The organism is Streptomyces sp. BBFR25 (assembly GCF_044590125.1).
GTDB lineage: Bacteria > Actinomycetota > Actinomycetes > Streptomycetales > Streptomycetaceae > Streptomyces > Streptomyces canus_D.
Genome location: NZ_CP172447.1, coordinates 373,946 through 392,150, shown reverse-complemented (window position 1 = coordinate 392,150; position 18,205 = coordinate 373,946). Strand labels below are relative to the sequence as shown.

Here is an 18,205-nt window from a genome sequence, read left to right as displayed (position 1 = left end):
GCGCCACGGACCCGGTCATGCGACGCGTCTGGAGCGACGAAGAGGTCTGCGAGGCCTGCCCGTCACTGTCCCCGAATGCCACATTCTGGCCGCGCCGAGCGGCTCTGTCGCACTCCCGACCGCCCTATCGCGCAGAAGCCGGTGCCCGCAAGGCTGGCCGTTGCGGTTCCCCTCACCGGTCGGCCTGGGCGCCGACGATGCGGTTCCCGTGCGGCGCCTCGGCACTCCCGGACCCGACGTTCCAGTCAAGGACACTGAGGCGCGAGACCCGCGCTGGTGACGGAGCCGCTGCCCCGCCCCGACTGCCAGTCTTGATCGGAGCGCAGGGGGTCGGCAGGCAGAAGGGACAGCATCGTGGCGTGCATGGGCTCGGTCCACGGAACGCCTGCGTCGAGGGAGGCGAAGACGGCTGCCATGCGCACCCCGGCCGCCTGGGACGGGTCCAGAACGGCGGCAGCGGCCGCCGCTCCGCCCTGCGGGTCGAGCCGCGTGATCCCGGCCAGGACCTCCGTGCGCACGGAGGGTTCGCATTCCTCGTCCCCCCCCCGCGCGCACAGGGCGGGGAGCGCAATCGCCGCCGCGCGGGTGTGGGACACAGCCCAGGCCGCAGTCCGGCGGACCTCCGGCTCCGGGGAGGCCAACAGGGGCAGGAGCAACGGCAGCCGGTCCGCCACGGCCGCCCGGACCGCGCCCGGTGCCACGCCGTACTCGTCCTCGCTCTCTGCCATGCCGCCGAGCAGCGCCAAGACGTCTGCCGTGCGGTGGCCGGCCGCCGCGAGCTCGGCCAAGAACGGCACCGCCTCCGCGCTGGCGGCGTAGACCGTCCCCTGGTGGAGAACGCTCCCGTACAGCTCGGACAACGCCTCGTCCGCCGCATCCACGTCGGCGCCGGTCAAATCCCGCAGCAGACCGGGAATGTCCTCCGCGCTTCCGTACGCGTGGGAGAGGGAAGACCAGGGCCGGGCATCCAAGCCGTCGAGCGGGTGCATGAGATCCATGCGGAGCATCGTGCCAGCCACTTCTGACATGACCCGGCCGCGGTCATCGGTGAGAACGATCTTGTTCAGGGCGCGTGAGTGCGCTGACCCGGTTCTCGTACTCGCGCCGGGCCTTGCGCTGGGCCGGGACCGCCCGGGAACCCTGGCCGCCGTCAAGCGGCTGGCAGCGGTCGAGGAGCTGGCGGTGTACGGCGGGGGCGGCGCTGACGCGCAGGGTGCGGCCCTGGCCGCGTCGTACGGTCGTCCTCTTGAAGGGCTGTCCCGTAAGTGCTGGCCCGTCAGACGTGTGGTTCGACGTGTGAGACTGTCGGGCATGCGGTGGGGTGATTTCTGGCGGGGGAAGAGGGCGCCGCTTGCGGTTGCGGCGGGATCCCTCTTGGTGGCAGTGGTTGGCGGCTGCTCGCTGGCCGGCGAAATCTCGGACGCCCGGCGGATCGATGCCTCGCCCCTGCGGGTTGGGGGTGTCGTCGACCGCGTGGTGCAGGTCAAGTACGGGACCCATGTCCGGGTGTCCTACCAGGCTGGCGGTCAGCGGTTCGTTACCGAGGACCTTCCGGTGGGCCATACGGCCGGGCTGACCGATCCTGTGGTCGGCTCCGCGGTGTGCCTGGAAGCCTCGGCGGAGCACCCAGGGACGGTGCGGCTGTGTGGGCAGAGGTATCCGGGCGGCGACAACATGATTCCCACTGAAGGTCTGGTCGTGTTGGCGGGTGCAGCAGGAGCCCTGATGGCCGCTGGTTGGATCGTGGCGGTCACCCGGCAGGAGAGGCGTGAACGGGAGAGATCAATGCGGGGCACCCCCTAAGAACTGTCTGACAAATGATCTCGGTCTGATCGTCGGTGTCCACGTGCGTGTGCTCGAACAGGTACGGATCGGCCTACCCGTCATTTGTCGATGGGCAGGTTCACCGGGGAGGCAGTCCTGCCTTGGCGCGCCAGTAGTCGGCATCGTGCGGTTCGGCCAGCCAGCCGGTCAGGTGTGTGGCTGCGGCCCGGAATGCCTCGGGCAGCGAGGTCTCGTCGTTCACCACGACCGTGAGGGCGTCGACGTCGTGAGTAGCGTGATCGGTCCGGCACCAGCAGGCCACATTCACGGCCGCATCGACTGCGAGCTGGCCCAGGTCTGTCCACACCACCTGGAGCAGGAACTCCAGCTGATCTCCTTCCTCGGTGTGCTCGATGACATCCAGTCCGAGGATGATCGGCGTTCCCGCCTGGCGGCCGAGGAAGGCAGCGTGCTCTGGGAACCACTCCCAATCTGCGGTGTCGCCATCCCTTCGAGCCTCGTCGACCGCGCGGGCCGTCCGATGCAATGAGTTCGCATCCGCAAGATTCAGGGCTGGGAAGAGTGTGGTCGTGGGGATATCACCGAAGCCGCCTCGCATGAGGTGATCATGCCTGTCCCTGGCCGCGCCCGACGAGTTCATTCCGAGTCTTCTGCGGGAAGCCCGACAGCTTTGTGCTCCCAGCGAGCCGAGCACGTTCATCCGTGCCTGGTTGAGCAGGTTGACGGTCACCCCGACATGGGTTCGCGGAGCCAGAGGATGAGTGTGGCGAGGTGGAGTCCGGCCCGGTAGCGGGCGGCGAGTTTATCGAAGCGGGTCGCGATGGCGCGGAACTGCTTGAGCCGGTTGAAGCAGCGTTCGACGACGTTGCGGGCCTTGTAGAGCTCGCGGTCGAAGGCCGGGGGTCTGCCGCCGGCCCGGCCGCGTCGTATCCGGTTGGCCTTCTGGTCGGCCCGCTCGGGGATCACCGCCCGGATGCCCCGGCGCCGCAGGGTCCGGCGGATCACCCGTGACGAATACGCTTTGTCGGCGATGACCGCGTCGGGCCTGCGACGCGGCCGGCCGACGCCGGCCCGGGGCACTCTCACCGCGTTGAGGACCGCGTCGAGGGCGGTGGAGTCGTTGAACGTGCCGGGTGTGACGAGGACGGCCAGGGGCAGGCCCCGGCCGTCGCAGGCGAGGTGAACCTTGGTGGTTAGCCCGCCGCGGGACCGGCCGAGCGCCTGAGCAGCCGCCGTGCGTTCCGGATCTTCCAGTTCGTCCCCCGGTGCTGCCCCTTTTTGCGGGCGCCGGCGGCGTGCTGGTGGGCCCGGTTGATCGTGGAGTCCACCGAGACCGTCCATTCCACGGCCCCCACGGAGTCGTCGCGGACCTGGACCTCCTCGAGCAGGCGGGCCCAGGTCCCGTCCGCCTCCCAGCGGGCGAACCGTTCATAGACCGTCTGCCACGGCCCGAAGCGTTCGGGTAGGTCACGCCACGGAGCACCGGTCCGCAACCGCCACAACACCCCGTTGATCACCTGCCGGTGATCCCGCCACGGACGACCCCGCCCGTCAACACCCGGCAGCAGCGGCGCTATCCGCTCCCACGCCGCATCCGTCAGCTCACCACGACCCACCACAAGATCAATTATCAGACACGGCCTAGTCGAGCGCGGCGCGCTCGGCGGCCTCCAACTCGGTGGTGCGGAGGAAGTCGGCGACCGCCGTGCGGATCGCGCCTCGACTGATGTCGTGGTCGCGGGCGAGGGCGGCGATGGAGCGGCCCTCCAGGTACGCGGTGCCCTTGGCCTCTGCTGCGAGCAGTCCGTCGTAGGTCAGCTTGCGCTGGAGCTCGCCGGCGGCGGCGAGGGTCCACAACAGGAACTTCACGGTGGACAGCAGTTCTCCGCTACGCGGGTGGCGGGCGGTGAGGTTCATCACGGAGAACGCTCGGTCGTGGATGCGCAGCGCCACCTGGTCGCGGTGAAGGGCGTCGAGGACGTCCAGGACGTGTCCGGTGCCGCGTACGAGGCGAACGTCTCGGAGATGTGCACGGTGTCGCCCGGCCGCGCGTAGGTGAGCAGTTCGGGGAACTTCGGGCGCTGGAGGGGGTGTAGGCGGCTGGAGGTGCCCGGTTCCTCCTCGAAGACGGGGTCAGTCCGGTGTCTATACCTTGCTCGCGACCACCATGTAGTTCTCGGCCTCAAGATCGAACGTGCTCAGTTCCGTCTGGAGTCCGACCCGGTGCAGCTCGACTTCGAGTTCCTCGTACCGGTAGGGCCAGCAGGACAGCAGTTCCGAGCGGACAAGAACCAACCCTGTCGCTTCGACTTGCGCGATCGCAATCTCGATGTGGTGCTCCTCCTCCCAATGCGGCGCAATCTCCCAGCGGTAGACCACGACGGCATCGCGACCGTTCCGGCGGACGAGTCGGTCACTGATCTCCAGCCGTGAACCTCTGGCCCTCACGAGTTCCCAAGTGCGGGATGTGAGGACCAAGCGCCCGCCGGGGCGCAGAAGCCGTGACATCGACTCCAGAGCAGCCCCCCTGCCTGTCGCGCCCGTGGCGTGGTGAAGCGAGTTGCCAACGCAGAACACCATGTCGAACGTGTTGTCCTGGAAATGGTCGGGCAACTCTTCCCAGCTCGCCCGTACGGCCCGGACGGATGCCCCGAACTCCTCAGACAACTCTGCAGTCCGGCGAACCATCGCCTCGTTGGCGTCAGTTGCGACAACCTGCATGCCACGACCGGCGAGGCCGACCGCCAACTGCCCGGTTCCGCAAGAAGAGTCGAGGACCTGAGCGTTCGACGGCAAGAGATTGAGAACGTCGTCGAACGACGCAGCGAACTCGGCTGGAGGCAACTTCGCATCCGAGATGAGCCATTCGTACACCTCGGCAAGCACGTCATAACCTGTCACAACCACTACCTCCGTCACGCGGCAGAATCGCGGTAGGACGTCAGTCCATCAGCGGAGCAAGCCGGGCACCAATGGATTTCGCACGGATGGATCTGACGGAGTTTGTGGATTGTCAGTTGTCCGTCTGAGTGGATGTGTACCGCTGCAGCGACTGGTTCCTGCTGGCCTGCGTGGTGCTGCCCTGGACCGTCGAGCAGTACGACGCCGCGTTGGTGCCGCCGGCTGACCAGCCCGCTTCAGTCGGCCGCCGATTCGTCTTTGTCCTCGTCCAGCCGGGGGCGTCCGGGGCGCGCAGACGGGCGCAGGGCGCCGGGGGCCGAGGCGGTGAAGCTGTAGCGGCCGAGCAGGCTCAGGTTGCGGTGCTTGAGCGGGGAGAGCCGGGGGATGTTCTCCTCCCGGATCTAGTGGCCCTCGGCCTTCAGCTGGGCGACGACGGCGTTGAGGACCTGGCTGAGCGCGCCGAGCTGGTCCTCCATTCCGCCGCGGTATGCCTGGTGGATGGTGCCGCGCTTGCCGTGGCACACCACGTCCCGGGCCAGCTTGTGGCGGGACTCCTGCACGGTGAGCTGCCGGTTCATCTGATGGCGGTAGGCGTCGTCCACCGGGTCGACCACGCGCAGCAGGTGCTCGATCTTGGCGATCCGCCCGTACTCCGCGAACGCCGCACCCAGCGAGGGCCAGCTATCGCGCTCCTTGTCAGCAGTGCCTCGGTGAACGCCCCGTACGCCTCGGCCTGCTCATCAGTCAGAGCTTCCACCGGCACGAGGCGGGCCGTGGCCAGCGCCCCGCCCTGCCCGGCGATCTCTCCTCAAATCCCAGCGACGGCCGTATGCCATGTGCGAACCGACCATGATCGTTCTCACCGGGATTTCCTGTACGCCAACTGCTCACCCCGTGGTCGGCGATCGCGGCCTTGAACGGTCTCGGGGTGTGGCCCCGGTGACGTCCGTTCGGGGCGGCCGGGGCCGCTTGTCGTGCACGGCCCCGGCAGGGGCTCAGATGGCGAGGTGCTGCTTGGCGCCGGAGTCGTCGGCAGTCGTCTCGGGGGTGATGCCGTGCTGCTCTTCTTCGGGGCGGCCCTTGTTGGGCAGCAGGAAGGTGATGGCGAAGAAGACCACCAGCAGGCATGCCTGGACGATCAGCGCGCGGTGGAAGCCGCCGGTGAAGTCACCGATCTTGGCCTGGGCGAAGAACACCGAGCCGAAGACCGCGACGCCGATGGAACCGCCGACCGCCTGGACCGCCGACAGGACACCGGAAGCGGAGCCGATCTCGTTGTCGTCCACCGCGGCCAGGATGAAGCTGAACAGGGCGGCGATCACCATGCCCGCACCGATGCCCGCCACCGCCACGCCGGGAGCGATGTCCCAGATCGAGAACGAGGCGGCGTCGAGGCCGTCGAGCTCGAACCACAGCACGGCCGCGCCGGCCAGCTGGATCAGCGGTCCGATCTGGAGCACCTTGCGGCCGATCTTGTCGGCGAGGAACGCGCCGCTGATGGCGCCGCCGATCGCGGTTCCCACGGCGAGGGGCAGGTTGCCCAGTCCCGCGTCGCCGGCGGTGAAGTGCTGGCCGATCTGGAGGAAGAGGGTGAGGACGAGTTGGGTGCCGATCAGTCCGCCGAAGAACAGGGCGATGCCGCCGAGGCCGACGGTGAAGGCCGGCTTGCGCAGCAGGCCCGGGGTCACCAGCGGTTCGCGGCCCGCGGCGGCCGTGCGGCGCTGCTGGAGGGCGAAGAGGGCGAATCCGATCGCCGAGGCGGCCATGGACAGCCACGTCCACAGCGGCCAGCCGTTCTCCTGGCCCTGGTTCAGCGGCAGCACCAGCAGGGCGCAGGAGGCCACGATCAGGGCGGCGCCGGCTATGTCGACCCGTACCGTGCGGTCGCCCGCCTTCCTGGGAACGAACTTCGCGGCGAAGATCAGCGCCGCGACGCCGATGGGCAGGTTGACCAGGAACACCGACCGCCAGCCCAGGTCGAAGAAGTCGCCCTCGATGAGGAAGCCGCCCAGGACCGGGCCGATGATGCCGCCCAGGCCGAGGACGGGTCCGAAGATCGCGAAGACCTTGGTGAGCTCGGGACCGGAGAAGTTCTCCCGCAGCAGGCCCAGGCCCTGGGGCAGCAGCATCGCTCCGGCGGTGCCCTGCAGCAGGCGGAAGGCGATCAGCGACTCGATGTTCGGCGCGATCGCGCAGAGCAGCGAGGCTGCGGTGAAGGCCGCGAGTCCGATCAGGAACATCCGGCGCCGGCCGTAGCGGTCGCCGAGGCGGCCGCCGAGCACGAGCCCGGCGCCCAGGGTGAGGGCGTAGCCGCCGATCACCCACTGCAGTCCGACGGAACCGGCGCCAAGGGATCTCTCCAGGTCAGGTCCGGCGACGTTGACGATCGAGGCGTCCAGGAGATCCATGATCTCCGCGACGATCATCACCGCCAGGATCAGCCACCGCCACCGCCACCGGTAGGGGTCGGTCGTCTCCTCATCGGTCGTCTCCTCAAGGGTGGGGGACAGGTCACGCACTCCAGATACCTCCATGGTGAAGTAATTCCATCATGAAGGTAAAGTGGTGGCGGTAGGTTGTCAAAGCGGAGTGGGCGTGCGGTCCGCGTGACAGGAGAGAAGGGCGAAGGCGTGGAGGAAGCAGTGCGCGACGGTGTCGCGGAGCAGCGTGAGCGGCTGATGGAGTCGCTGAGGATCTATGGCGGCCACTACGCCGAGCTCAGCCGGCGCTTCGCCACCTGGCTGGGCCTGCACTCCACGGACGCGACCGCGGTCCTGGAGATCGCCGCCGCCGAGGAGCGCGGCGCCCCCCTGTCACCGGCGCGGCTGAGCGAGCGGATCTCCCTGTCCACGGGCGCCACCACCGCGCTGCTGAACCGCCTCGAAGCGGCCGGGCACATCACGCGGGCCCGCGAGCACTCCGACCGGCGCATCGTCACACTGCGCAGCGGCGGGCACATCCAGGAGCGGGCGGACGAGTTCTTCGGCCCGCTCGCCCACCGCCTCGACGCCGCGATGTCGCACTACCCGCCCCGGTTCCTGGAACAGGTCGAAGCGTTCATGGCCGACCTGAACACCACCATGGACAGCCACCTCACAGAACAGGACGCGGTGACACCGCGTTCCCTTCGCACCCCTGCTGAAGGAACGCCCTGACCGGCTTACTGCCCGCCGCCCGGCCAGCCCTTCTTGCCCCCGCCCTGCCCTACGCACCTGGTGCTGCTCCGCAGAAGTTCGTGGGGGGCAGGCGAGTCTGGATACGTCGGGTTGTCAGGTGAATGAGAAGTGGGCTGCGGCCTCGGCGGGCGTGGCCCCTTGAGGGCGTCCGGGGACGTCGTGGACGGCGTTTGCGCCCTCGGTGCGCAGTTGGTCAGCCCCGGCGTGGCGGGCCATGACTGCGGCATAGGCGTGGACGTCTGCGGCGGTGATGTCGGTGCGGTCTCGCTCTGCGTTCTGTTGGAGGAGAAGGCCGAGGTCCGGGGTGAATCGCAGCATGGTCACTGGGGCGTTGAAGCGCCTGGCGATGGCGATGAGTCGGGTGCGGGCCTGTGGGGTGACGTTCGTGGACTCGGCGATTGCTGTTTGCCCGGCGGCGAGCCGGGCGACGATCCTGCGGTCGCGTTCTTCGAAGATTCGGTCGTCCGCCGCGTCGGGGTCTGCGTCGGTGGGTGAGGCGCCGAAGAGTTCCGCGCGGATCTCGTCACTGGAGACCACGGCGTCCTCGTCGATCTGGCCGTGCGCGATCAGGGCTTGGACGAAGCTGGTCTTGCCGGAAGCCGGTGGGCCGACGAGGAGCACGAGTCCCGCTGGCACGCGGGTCGGCTTGGAGCCGCTCGGCGGGTGAGGCTTGAGGTAGAGGTCGCCCGCGCAGTCCAGGGCTTCTTCCGCTGAGCCGGCCGGCAGGCCGCTGGGGAGGATGTTGTCCCGGTAACTGTCGTTGCTGGCCTCGTAGAGGGCGCAGCCCCAGGTGTGCAGGACGCCGGTGAAGCGCAGGCGGCACAGCGGAAGCCGCTCGCCGTCCTTCAACTCGCCATCTACGTAGGCGAATCCAGCTCGGAATCGGACGTGGACCCGGATGAGTTGCGGCCAGTGCTCGGTGGTGTGGGCGTTGAGCCGCTGGCGCAGGTGGTGCTGCATGGACTCGGGCGGGTTCTTCGGCACGGCCCCATCCTGCCGCCCCTGACCGGTTCTCGGCCATGATCATTGTTCATGACCGAGGGCTCGGGGCGGTGTGCGGCAGTGCCGGTGGTGCTGGACGAGGAGACGCGTGGTGCACTGCAGCGGATCGCCTTGTCGGCAAAGGCACGATGGGGCAGGTCCTGCGGGCCCAGATCGTGCCGGCCGCAGCGGGCGGGGCGGGCAACGCGGCGATCGCGCGCCAACTGGCGGTGTGCGTGCACACGGTCCGCAAGTGGCGCGGACGGTTCGCCGAACGCGGGCTGGAGGGCCTGAAGGACGCCGCCCGCTCAGGCCGGCCGCGCCGCTACGACGACCTGGTGCGCGTGGCGGTGGTCGCCGTGGCCACCGGCATCCCGCCCGGGCCCGCCGCCACCTGGACCCGCACAGCCATCGCCGCGCAGGTCGCGGGTACCGTCTCCACCGCGGCATCGGCCTCCCGGGTCGGCGGACTCCTGGCTGGCCTGGACCTGAAGCTGCACGAGGTCCGCGGCTGGCTCACCCGGCGCGACACCGCCGACTTCTGGGACTGCGTCCGGGACATCTGCGCCCTGTACCGCACCCCGCCCAAGGGCGCGATCGTAGTGTCCATCGACGAGAAGACCGCGATTCCAAGCCCGCGAGCGACGCCACCCCTCACAGCCCGCCGCGCCGGGCCGAGCCACCCGGCGCGAGGTCGAGTACCGCCGCCACGGCACCGCCTCCGTCGTCGCCGTGCTGGAGGTCACCACCGGGCAGACCCTGATCGAGACCGTTCAGCGCAACAACGCCGCGACCTTCACCGCCTTCCTGGACCGGCTCGACCGTCTCCTGCCTCGCGACAAGGACATCCACGCGGTCCTCGACAACGGCTCCTCGCACACCGCCAGGCACACCAGAAAGTGGCTGGCTGCCCACCCGCGCCGGCACGTCCACTGGACCCCGCCCCACGCCTCCTGGCTCAGCCAGGCCGAACTCGTCTTCTCCGCACTGACCCGCGCGGTCCTCCGCAACGGCGACTTCACCAGCCGCGACGACCTGATCGAGAAGATGGACACCTGGACCTCCAACGCAACGAACACGCCGCCCCTTCCGCTGGACTTGCCAAGGCACTCCGCTCAAGGCAGCGACCTGAACCCTCCACCAACTTGCGCGGAGCAACACTAGTGCTGTCGCGGGACGGACGGTCCACCCGCTCGGCGACGCGATCGCGCGCTACGGGCGGAACGCCAAGAGCCTCCACATCCTGCGCCTGGCCGACGAGCCCGGCTGCCGGCGGCAGATCAAGGTGCAGGCCAACCTCCAAGAGGGCCGCCACGCGCTCGCCCGGAAGATCTTCCACGGCCGGGCCGCCGGACAGCTCTGTCGGCGCTACCAGGACGGCCTGGAGGACCAGCTCGGCGCCCTCGGCCTGGTCCTCAACGTCCTCGTACTCTTCAACACGAGGTACATGAACGCCGCCGTCACGCAGCTGCGTGAGGACGGTATTCCTTCCAACTCCCCGAGCTGCCCGGGGGCCTGCATCCGCTGCACGATCCGGACGCCACCGACAAGAACGACACTCAGTGAGGGGTCGTCAGCTGCGCAGGACGCTGACGTCCCCTCTCACCGGGCTCAAGGCTGGAGGCGAATCAGGAAGCCTGACCAGCGGTCGCCGCCGCGTCGGCGACCCCGGAGACGGTCGGCTTCGCGGCAGCGGGCGGCGTGCGGTAGGCGCGAAGGGGCGCGTTGGTCGCGGCCACGGCGGCGATCGCCAGGATGGCGGACAGTCCGCCGAAGACCAGGGAGAAGGAGGCGGAGGTGGCCGACGCCAACAGGCCACCACGGAAGTTGCCGAGTTCGGGGCCCGCGACACCGATGACGTGTTCTACCGAGGAAACCCGTCCCCGGTACGCATCCGGGGTCTCCAATTGGACCAGGGTACTGCGGGTGACGACAGACACGGTGTCGGCAGCGCCCGCCACGGCCAGGCAGCCGAGCGCCAGCCACAACGGCCCCGCCAGACCGAAACAGGCCAGCGCCAGGCCCCAGACACCGGCCGCGGACAGCTGGACCAGGCCGCCACGGCGCCAGCGCGTCACCGTACCGGAGAGCAGACCGGCCGTGATCCCCCCGACCGCGACGGCAGAGAGGAACAGGCCGAGGGTCTGCGGGTTTCCCCCGAAGCGGATCTCGTTGACCAGCGGGAAGAGCGCGATGGGCATGGCGAGCAGGGTTGCGGACAGGTCGGTGGCCATCGAGCCCCACAGCGTCGGGCGGCGCAGGACGATCCGCCAACCGCCACGCTCCGGCCGGCGCCTGCCGCCTGCCGCGTCGGCGCCTTCGGGCCGCATGGCAGGCAGGCGGATCACCGCGAGCATCGAGACGATCATGGCCACGGCCTGGGTCGCGTATGCGGCAGGGAGGCCCCAGCGGGCGATGATCAGCCCGGCCATCGCGGGCCCGGCCAGCATCGCGGCCTGGAAGGAGACGTTGGTCAGCGCAAGACCGGCCGCGACTTGGTCGCTCGGCAACAGCCGGACGGGGAAGGTGCGCCGGGCAGGAGCGCCGAGGGCGCTGCAGCTCGTCCCCATGGCTACCAGGGTGAGCAGCAGCAGCACATTGCGGTTGTCCGCCAGGGCCTGGGCGCACAGCCCTGCGGCGGCCAGCAGCTGGCCCGTGGTGGTGGCCCGTACCACTGCACGGCGGTCAAAGGTATCGGCCAGCATGCCACCGAGCAGACCGAACAGCACCATCGGCAGGCCGGTGGCGAGCCCGATGGCGCCGGTGCCCACCGGGCTGCCGGTCAGGTCCCAGACCTGGGCCAGCACCGCCACGTTGGCTATCTGTCCACCGACTTGAGAGACCGAGGTGCCGATCCACAGGTCGCGAAACGACTGGCTGCTACGCAACGGGCGGGTGTCGAGGAACCGGACACGCACGCGCCCCTTCATCGCGGTGGCTCGACGAGGTGGTGGAGGATCCGCTGTCGCATCGACCGGCGTTCCAGCGCCCGCCGTACCTCCTCGACAACGCTGGTCATCGCGTACGGGACCTCGCCGTCCAGCTCGGCAACCGTCTCGTGGGTGGCGCGCCACTCCGCCTCCAGGAACGGCACCAGCGACCGGCCGCGCTCGGTCAGGTCGATCCTCCGGGTTCGGGCGTCAGGACCCGGCTCGGAGGTGACCAGATCCTCCTTGCGCATGGCGGCGACGGTCTGGCTGATCGCGGAGTGCGAGCGGTCCAGGGATTTCGCAAGCTCGCGAATGGTCAGTGGTCCGGTGTGGGCAAGCCGGATCAGCGGATAGGCGAACCGAGGTCGCACCCCCTCGATGCCACGCTCGACGTAGACCTGCTCGATCTCGGCGTCCATGGCGGCCAGGAGCTCGTGCAGGGCATGCCAGGGATCGGGCACAGCTGTGGGATCTGAAGATGTCACAGCGCTAATATAACAGCGCTGTCATAATTGGGCTGTGATCGACCCAGAGCTTGCGGCTGTCCGCTGGTCCCCAATTCCCGGAAGGCACCCCGCCCGCGGTCAGCGTCGGCGATCGCCCGGCGCGAGCAGGCTGGTGACTTCGGCGATCGCCTCCGGGGAGGGGTGGAAGTGCTTCCGTACGTTCTCTGCCTTCTTGTTCCGGGACTTCGCCATTCAGATCCCAGCCCGTGCCCGGCTCACCGCCGAGGGTCGTGTGCTCGTCCAGCAGCATCCGGGCCTGCCCGTAGGAGAGGCGGGCGAGCCCGGTGTCCGGGCATGTCGCGCGGGCTGACGACCTTGCCTGGACTGGCTTGCGGTGGGTGACGAAGACCGGCCCGCGCGAACAGCCCTTGAGCAGGCGGGGCAGCAGCCGGTCGGTGCCCGCGTCCCAGTAGACCGTCTCGAGAACGGAGTCCTCGCGGACGATGCCGCGGCGACGGGTACGTGGACGGGCACCCTTGGCCTTCGCCGGGACGCGGTGCCCGGCGAGGTCGAGCTCCTCAATGTCGACACCCAGGATCTCCTCGGCGCGGGCGGCGGTCTCGTAGAGCATCCGCCACGGCGTCTTCTCCCGCAGGTGCACCTCACGCCGTGCGATCAGCCGGTCGATCGCCCTCTTCGAGCGGGCCGGGGTCTCGGAGTCCGGCGGGGTGAGCCGCTTCGCCCAGGCCGGGACCGTCGGGCCGTCGTACCCGCGCTCACCGCACCAGCCCAGCCACGAAAGCACCGACGCCGAGGCCTTCGCCAAGCCGCTCGGTGGTCTTGCCCACCCCGATCCCGTAGTTGCGGACCGTGTTCGGGTTGCCGAGTGAGTCGAGGAACACATCGGCCGTCGCGCGGGCAGTCAGCATCTTCCCTGCGGGCAGCTGTACGACGGCTGGCACTGTTTGGGGGGTCCGGTAGGAGCGGACCAGAGCACCGGTGTTGCTGTCAGAGGGGACGCGGTTCTCGTACTCGCGGTGGGCCTTGCGCTGGGCGGGAACTGCCGGGGCGCCTTGGTTGCCGTCGAGTGGCTGGCAGAGGGCGAGCAGTCTGCGGTGCACTGCGGGGACGGTGCTGACGCGCAGGGTGTAGCCCTGGCCGCGCCGTATGGTCACCCCTTGGTCGAGTGCGGCCCGCTCGGCAGGCTCCAGGTCGGCGGCGCGGAGGAGTCGGCAACCCTGCCCGGCATGTCGAGGGTGACCGGGCAGTTCCGGGGCGGGGGTTTCGTCATCGATGGCGGTGTGGTCGGGCAGGAGGTCGGCGACGGCGGTGCGGATGGCGCCGCAGCTGACGCCGTGCTCCCGGGCGAGGGCGGCGATGGAGGGGTTCTCCAGGTACGCGGCGCGCACGTCGCCGAGCTTGTCGGCCGGGACGGCGGGGCGCCGTCCGCCCTTGCTGCCCTTGGCCTCGGCGGCGCACAGTCCGTCGTAGGTCAGCTCGCGCTGGTCGCGTTGGAGTTCGCCGGTGGCGAGGGTCTGCACCATGAACTTCACGGTGGACAGCAGTTCTCCGGTGCGCGGGTGGCGGGCGGTGAGGGCGGAGGCGGCTGGAGGCGCCGCCGTCCTCCTCGAAGAGCGACCGGGTCCTCGATCCCTGCCTCGTGAAGGACGAGGTTCTGCCGGGCGGTGGACTGCTGGTCGGCCGAGACCCGCCTCTAGACCAGGTTTGCCACCGAAGGGCCTCTTCCGTACGGAGGATCGGACCCTGTCTGTCGTCAAACCCTGTCAGCAATCACCACCGGATCTGATGGGATTCGCGCCGCCGCGAACCCCCGGATTGCATGGGTTCATTGGACGCCTCGCCCGCCTGTCGTCATTCGATGGCGGGCTCAAGCGGTCAGCGCATCACCGCTGTTCAGGAGGTCAGCGTAGACCTCGGCCGGAGTGCGGTAGCCATGGATCTTGCGCGGGCGATGGTTGAGCTCGTGGGCGATGGCGTCCAGGTCGGCCTGGCTGAACCTGCGGAGGTCCGCACCCTTGGGCAAGTACTGCCGCAGCAACCGGTTGGTGTTCTCGTTGGTGCCGCGCTGCCACGGGCTGCGCGGCTTGCAGAGGTAGATCGGCATCCCGGTCTCGGCGGTGATGGTCTGGTGCTCGGCCATTTCCCGGCCGCGGTCCCAGGTGAGCGTTCGCCGCAGCTGGGGCGGGATGCCGAGCAGGTTCCTGGCGAGGTGAGGGGTGACCTGCTCGGCCTTGATGCCGTTGGGCAGCGCGACGATGGTCGTGTAGCGGCTGGTGCGCTCGACGAGCGTGGCGACGGCCGAGGGCCGGGTGCCCATCACGAGGTCGCCCTCCCAGTGGCCGGAACCCGGCGGTCCTCGACCTCGGTGGGGCGGTCGGTGATGGACACCATGCCGCGGATGATGCCCCGCCCGGTGGGCCGTCGGGCGATCTTCGGACGGCGCATGAGTCTGCTGGACCGCAGTTTCTGGGTGAAGCTGTGGTCGATCGCCTGGCGCCGGCGAGGGTCGTAGAGCGAGAGGTAGATCGCTTCGTGCGAGATCTGCATGGAGGCGTCACCAGGAAACTGCCGTCGCAGCCATCCTGCGATCTGCTCGGGTGACCAGCACAGCGCTAGCTTGGCTTCCACCAAGGCGCGCAGAGCGGGCCGCTGGGCGAGCTTGGCCTGTTTGGGGCGGCGCCCGCGTTCGTAAGCGGCTGCATCGGCCGACGCGGCCCGGTAGCGGTCTCGGCCGCCGTTGCGGGCGATCTCGCGCGAGACGGTCGAAGGAGATCGGCCCAGCCGCTTGGCCAACTGCCGGGCCGACTCCCCGGCGGCGAGGCCGCGGGATATCTCCTCGCGCTCGCTGCCGCTCAGATGCCGCTCTGACCTCGTCTGCGGGGCGAGGCGGACGCCGCCGCTCTGGTACAGGAAGCGGCGGGCGTGCTGCATCGGCGCCCCGAGCGCCCGCCCGATCAAGCTGAACGACTGCCCTTCGCGCCAGCGTTTCCATATCTCGTCCTGCTGAGCCGGCGAGAACCCGTAGTCGCGCACCTGTGCCTCCACGATCACATGATCATCCGTGGTGGTGCGTTGATCACTTGAGGGTGCCATCGTTTGCCGACGGGGAAGGCTGCCTCGAAGGCCACCGCTTCTTGCGCGGCCGGCGGTTGAGGAGGCCCGCCGGTCAGACAGGCGTGAGCGGGCGGTCCGGTGCAGTATCAGGGGCACAGGCGTCCCAGGCCTGCCCCGCTGCGGCGATGCGGGGCGGGTGAAGGCGGGTGGCTTCTGTGACGGGTTTCAGGGCATTTCCCTGTCGCGGGCGGGATCTGCTTCCTTGAGCCGGGTCGCTGCCCAGCTGGCGAGGAGTTTGAGCCGGTCCTCGTCGGGAGTGCCCGGCTCGGCCGTGTAGATGGTCAGCGAATGGACCTCGCTTGGGGAGATGGGCAGATCCAACGGCTGGTAGACGAGTTTCAGCGGCCCGGCGTCAGGGTGCTGGAACTGTTTGCCCCCGCCGTGGTGGATGCGCACGTCGTGGGCGGCCCAACGGGTGCGGAACTCGGCGCTCGTCGTGGACAGTTCACCGATCAGATCGCGCAGCGCTTTGTCGTGCGGGTAGCGGCCGGCCTCGGCGCGCAGCAGAGCGACGGTGGCGTCGAGAGCACCCTCCCAGTCGGCGACGAAGTCGGGGGCACCGCGGTCGAGGAACCAGTACCGGGCGAAGTTCGGACGGCCGCGTTTGTCCGTGGTCTCGCTGTCGAACAGCGGCGCGAACAGGGCGCGGGCCAGCGCATTGGTGGCAACGATGTCCAGGCGGCCGTTGGTGACGAACGCCGCGGACAACGTCATGGAGTCGAGCAGCCACTGGACGCGGGGCGGGATGTCGACGGCCTTGCGGCGGCGCGGCGTGCGGCTGGGCGGCTGGGCGGCCCTGGCCAGGTCGAAAAGGTAGGTGCGTTCGTCCTCGTCCAGCTGCAGCGCACGGGCGACCGCGTCGAGAACGTCCTCGGACACGCCGGCGATGTGGCCCTTCTCCAGCCGCGTGTACCACTCGGTACTCACGCCGGCGAGGACGGCAACCTCCTCGCGCCGCAGCCCCGGAACCCGGCGTCGACCGCTGGTGGGCAGTCCGACCTGGTCCGGGGTGATCTTGGCGCGCCGGGTGGCGAGGAAGTCACGGATCTCGGCGCGGTGGTCGGAGAGGCGTTCCATCCCCTCCACGCTACGACCCCGCTCCCAGGGAAGGGGGGTCGAGCTTGTACCCCCCACAAACGCAGCCTGCCGCGCCGGCCACAGCCGCGGTCTCCTGGAATCGCGCCTCGGTCACGACACCACCAACCGCCGCGCCTATACCTCCGCCGATCGAAATGAGGCCCCTCCATGGAACGCCGCCAAGCGCTCGGACTGATCGCCGCCACCGGAGCCGCCGCCACCTTCACGGCTCTGCCCTCCTTCGCTGCGGACACCAGCCGCGCCGCGAGCGCCACAGCACAGGGCAACACCACGGGCGGCTACACCTTCCCGCTGGACAAGAACGTCCAGCGGACCTCCGTGCGGTTCAAGAACCGCTACGGCATCGAGGTCGCCGCGGACCTCTACGTGCCGAAGAACGCCAGGGGCAAGCTGCCCGCCCTGGTGGTCAGCGGCCCGTTCGGTGCGGTCAAGGAACAGTCCTCGGGGCTGTACGCCAACGAGTTCGCCCGCCGCGGCTACGTCGCCCTGGCCTTCGACCCCTCCTTCACCGGGGAGAGCGGCGGCACGGTGCGTGACGTCGCCTCGCCCGACATCAACACCGAGGACTACAGCGCCGCCGTCGACTTCCTCGGCCTGCACAAGCTCGTCGACCGCGAGCGGATCGGCGCGCAGGCCATCTGCGGCCTGAGCGGCATGGCCCTCACTGCCGCGGCGGCCGACAGCCGTATCAAGGCGGTCGCCACCGCCTCGATGTACGACATGTCGCGCAGCATGTCCCGCGGCCACGAGGACTACTACACCCGTGAGCAGCGCCAGAAGGTCGTGGACCACCTCAGCCGGCAGCGCTGGATCGACACCGAGAGGGGCACGTGCGCGCGGCTCTCGCACGAGGTCCCCTTCGATGAGGACGGCAACGTCGCCCCCACGAACCGCGTCCTGCCCCAGACCCTCCCGGCGGACGCCGACCCGGTCACGAACAGCTTCTTCGACTACTACCGCACCGAGCGCGGGTACCACCCGCGCTCGATCAACTCCACCACCGCGTGGACCGCGACCACGCCGATGTCGTTCTTCGCCTTCCCGCTGATGACGAACATCGATCTGCTGGCGCCCCGCAAGGCACTCCTGGTGGCCGGCGCCGACGCGCACTCCCGCTACTACTCGGAGGACGTCCGGGCGAAGGCCGCCGAAACCGTCGACCTCGTGATCGTCCCGGGCGCGGACCACGTCGACCTGTACGACCGCAAGGACCTCATCCCCTTCGACCGGCTCGACGCGTTCTTCACCAAGAACCTCGCCTGACCGGACGTCCCCCATCGATGATCATGTCTCCCGGCTCCAGGAGCGGGGCGAACGCCTCGATCACGGCGTCGATGGCCGCGCCGGCCTGGACCATGATCATCAGCTGGCGGGGACGCTCGAGCGCCGCGACGAACTCCTGCGGTGTTGAAGTCGGGACGAAACCCCCCTCGTGCCCGAAGTCGTTGACGAGTGCCTGGGTTCGGGGCGCGGTGCGGTTGTGGAGGGCCACGGTGTATCCGTGGCGAGCGAAGTTGCGGGCCAGGTTGCGGCCCATCACGCCGAGTCCGGTCACACCGATGTGTGCTGTTGCCTGCATGGTGGTGTTGGTCCTTGGGTCGTCGATGAAAGGGGAGACCCTGGGCGACCGCCAGTGGTGGGATCTTCCCCAGATGCGCCAAGTGCAATGTTCGATGTTCGTGATATATCGAACACGCCATCACGGCCCGTGCTGCAGTCCCTCTCCCCGAGGCCGGCTCCGCAGCCGAGGGGC

General features: G+C 69.4%; 14 protein-coding genes and 7 pseudogenes. 6 read left to right on the top strand and 15 right to left on the bottom strand.

The window, feature by feature from the left end; genetic code table 11:
• Positions 1-245: 245 nt before the first annotated feature.
• Positions 246-998 carry a hypothetical protein gene (locus ACGH52_RS01610; protein WP_399936981.1) on the bottom strand — a complete coding sequence of 251 codons (753 nt, stop codon included), beginning with the start codon at positions 996-998 and terminating at the stop codon, positions 246-248.
• Here ACGH52_RS01610 and ACGH52_RS01605 point away from each other — a divergent pair.
• A complete protein-coding gene (locus ACGH52_RS01605) occupies positions 997-1,803 on the top strand; it encodes a hypothetical protein (protein ID WP_171987556.1) in 807 nt (268 codons plus the stop codon). The genes ACGH52_RS01610 and ACGH52_RS01605 overlap by 2 nt on opposite strands.
• A 100-nt stretch (positions 1,804-1,903) precedes the next feature.
• Here the strand turns inward: ACGH52_RS01605 and ACGH52_RS01600 are convergent, their stop codons facing one another.
• The 6 genes and pseudogenes from ACGH52_RS01600 to ACGH52_RS01575 form a co-directional block, all read right to left on the bottom strand.
• Positions 1,904-2,515, bottom strand: a complete 612-nt coding sequence (locus ACGH52_RS01600; protein ID WP_253191530.1) for a hypothetical protein — start codon at positions 2,513-2,515, stop codon at positions 1,904-1,906.
• A protein-coding gene (locus tag ACGH52_RS01595) for an IS5 family transposase (protein WP_399946599.1) occupies positions 2,512-3,401 on the bottom strand; the annotation gives its coding sequence in 2 pieces (ribosomal slippage) (positions 2,512-3,056 and positions 3,056-3,401; 891 coding nt in all). Before ACGH52_RS01595 ends, ACGH52_RS01600 begins: the two co-directional genes overlap by 4 nt.
• Before the next feature lie 25 nt (positions 3,402-3,426).
• Complete coding sequence (locus tag ACGH52_RS01590; RefSeq protein WP_399936978.1) at positions 3,427-3,702, bottom strand: hypothetical protein; 276 nt, start codon at positions 3,700-3,702, stop codon at positions 3,427-3,429.
• Positions 3,703-3,930: 228 nt separating this feature from the next.
• Positions 3,931-4,686: a class I SAM-dependent methyltransferase gene (locus tag ACGH52_RS01585; RefSeq protein ID WP_076978124.1), complete on the bottom strand. Its 756-nt coding sequence runs from the start codon at positions 4,684-4,686 to the stop codon at positions 3,931-3,933.
• Positions 4,687-4,922: 236 nt separating this feature from the next.
• Positions 4,923-5,375 (bottom strand): annotated as a pseudogene (locus ACGH52_RS01580) (Tn3 family transposase); the annotation flags it as partial.
• Positions 5,376-5,681: 306 nt separating this feature from the next.
• Complete coding sequence (locus ACGH52_RS01575; RefSeq protein ID WP_076977878.1) at positions 5,682-7,220, bottom strand: MFS transporter; 1,539 nt, start codon at positions 7,218-7,220, stop codon at positions 5,682-5,684.
• Between the two features lie 144 nt (positions 7,221-7,364).
• Between ACGH52_RS01575 and ACGH52_RS01570 the strand changes: the two genes are divergently transcribed.
• Positions 7,365-7,841 (top strand): MarR family transcriptional regulator, encoded by a 477-nt coding sequence (locus ACGH52_RS01570; RefSeq protein WP_171987578.1) that lies wholly within the window; start codon positions 7,365-7,367, stop codon positions 7,839-7,841.
• 114 nt (positions 7,842-7,955) lie between these two features.
• Here the strand turns inward: ACGH52_RS01570 and ACGH52_RS01565 are convergent, their stop codons facing one another.
• Complete coding sequence (locus ACGH52_RS01565; protein WP_399936976.1) at positions 7,956-8,822, bottom strand: AAA family ATPase; 867 nt, start codon at positions 8,820-8,822, stop codon at positions 7,956-7,958.
• A gap of 59 nt (positions 8,823-8,881) precedes the next feature.
• Here ACGH52_RS01565 and ACGH52_RS01560 point away from each other — a divergent pair.
• From ACGH52_RS01560 to ACGH52_RS01550, 3 pseudogenes are all read left to right on the top strand, one after another.
• Positions 8,882-9,295 (top strand): annotated as a pseudogene (locus ACGH52_RS01560) (helix-turn-helix domain-containing protein); the annotation flags it as partial.
• A gap of 184 nt (positions 9,296-9,479) precedes the next feature.
• Positions 9,480-10,007 (top strand): annotated as a pseudogene (locus ACGH52_RS01555) (IS630 family transposase); the annotation flags it as partial.
• 22 nt (positions 10,008-10,029) lie between these two features.
• Positions 10,030-10,326, top strand: a pseudogene (locus ACGH52_RS01550) (Tn3 family transposase); the annotation flags it as partial.
• A 145-nt stretch (positions 10,327-10,471) separates the two neighbouring features.
• On the opposite strand, the gene ACGH52_RS01545 reads toward ACGH52_RS01550, so the two are convergent.
• The 6 genes and pseudogenes from ACGH52_RS01545 to ACGH52_RS01520 form a co-directional block, all read right to left on the bottom strand.
• Positions 10,472-11,761 (bottom strand): MFS transporter, encoded by a 1,290-nt coding sequence (locus ACGH52_RS01545; RefSeq protein ID WP_399936974.1) that lies wholly within the window; start codon positions 11,759-11,761, stop codon positions 10,472-10,474.
• An 8-nt stretch (positions 11,762-11,769) separates the two neighbouring features.
• The gene (locus tag ACGH52_RS01540) at positions 11,770-12,258 is read right to left on the bottom strand and encodes a MarR family winged helix-turn-helix transcriptional regulator (protein ID WP_076977883.1); all 489 of its coding nucleotides are present in this window, start codon (positions 12,256-12,258) and stop codon (positions 11,770-11,772) included.
• A gap of 99 nt (positions 12,259-12,357) precedes the next feature.
• A pseudogene (locus tag ACGH52_RS01535) lies at positions 12,358-13,181 on the bottom strand (site-specific integrase).
• Between the two features lie 926 nt (positions 13,182-14,107).
• A pseudogene (locus tag ACGH52_RS01530) lies at positions 14,108-14,599 on the bottom strand (IS30 family transposase); the annotation flags it as partial.
• Positions 14,557-15,171 carry a helix-turn-helix domain-containing protein gene (locus tag ACGH52_RS01525; protein ID WP_253191547.1) on the bottom strand — a complete coding sequence of 205 codons (615 nt, stop codon included), beginning with the start codon at positions 15,169-15,171 and terminating at the stop codon, positions 14,557-14,559. The gene ACGH52_RS01525 and the pseudogene ACGH52_RS01530, both read right to left, overlap by 43 nt.
• Positions 15,172-15,519: 348 nt before the next feature.
• Positions 15,520-16,431: a helix-turn-helix domain-containing protein gene (locus tag ACGH52_RS01520; protein ID WP_399936972.1), complete on the bottom strand. Its 912-nt coding sequence runs from the start codon at positions 16,429-16,431 to the stop codon at positions 15,520-15,522.
• A 168-nt stretch (positions 16,432-16,599) separates the two neighbouring features.
• Here ACGH52_RS01520 and ACGH52_RS01515 point away from each other — a divergent pair, with 168 nt between their 5' ends.
• Positions 16,600-17,715, top strand: coding sequence for an alpha/beta hydrolase (locus ACGH52_RS01515; protein WP_399936970.1), 1,116 nt, complete (start codon positions 16,600-16,602; stop codon positions 17,713-17,715).
• Between the two features lie 7 nt (positions 17,716-17,722).
• Here ACGH52_RS01515 and ACGH52_RS01510 read toward each other — a convergent pair.
• Positions 17,723-18,031 (bottom strand): annotated as a pseudogene (locus ACGH52_RS01510) (NAD(P)-binding domain-containing protein); the annotation flags it as partial.
• Positions 18,032-18,205: the final 174 nt, after the last annotated feature.

Excerpts from the sequence above, each read along its gene's own strand:
- ACGH52_RS01605 (WP_171987556.1), top strand. The coding sequence starts at position 997 with ATGCGGAGCATCGTGCCAGCCACTTCTGACATGACCCGGCCGCGGTCA.
- ACGH52_RS01610 (WP_399936981.1), bottom strand. The coding sequence starts at position 998 with ATGGATCTCATGCACCCGCTCGACGGCTTGGATGCCCGGCCCTGGTCT.
- ACGH52_RS01590 (WP_399936978.1), bottom strand. The coding sequence starts at position 3,702 with ATGAACCTCACCGCCCGCCACCCGCGTAGCGGAGAACTGCTGTCCACC.
- ACGH52_RS01575 (WP_076977878.1), bottom strand. The coding sequence starts at position 7,220 with ATGGAGGTATCTGGAGTGCGTGACCTGTCCCCCACCCTTGAGGAGACG.
- ACGH52_RS01570 (WP_171987578.1), top strand. The coding sequence starts at position 7,365 with ATGGAGTCGCTGAGGATCTATGGCGGCCACTACGCCGAGCTCAGCCGG.
- ACGH52_RS01565 (WP_399936976.1), bottom strand. The coding sequence starts at position 8,822 with ATGCAGCACCACCTGCGCCAGCGGCTCAACGCCCACACCACCGAGCAC.
- ACGH52_RS01525 (WP_253191547.1), bottom strand. The coding sequence starts at position 15,171 with ATGCAGCACGCCCGCCGCTTCCTGTACCAGAGCGGCGGCGTCCGCCTC.
- ACGH52_RS01520 (WP_399936972.1), bottom strand. The coding sequence starts at position 16,431 with ATGGAACGCCTCTCCGACCACCGCGCCGAGATCCGTGACTTCCTCGCC.
- ACGH52_RS01515 (WP_399936970.1), top strand. The coding sequence starts at position 16,600 with ATGGAACGCCGCCAAGCGCTCGGACTGATCGCCGCCACCGGAGCCGCC.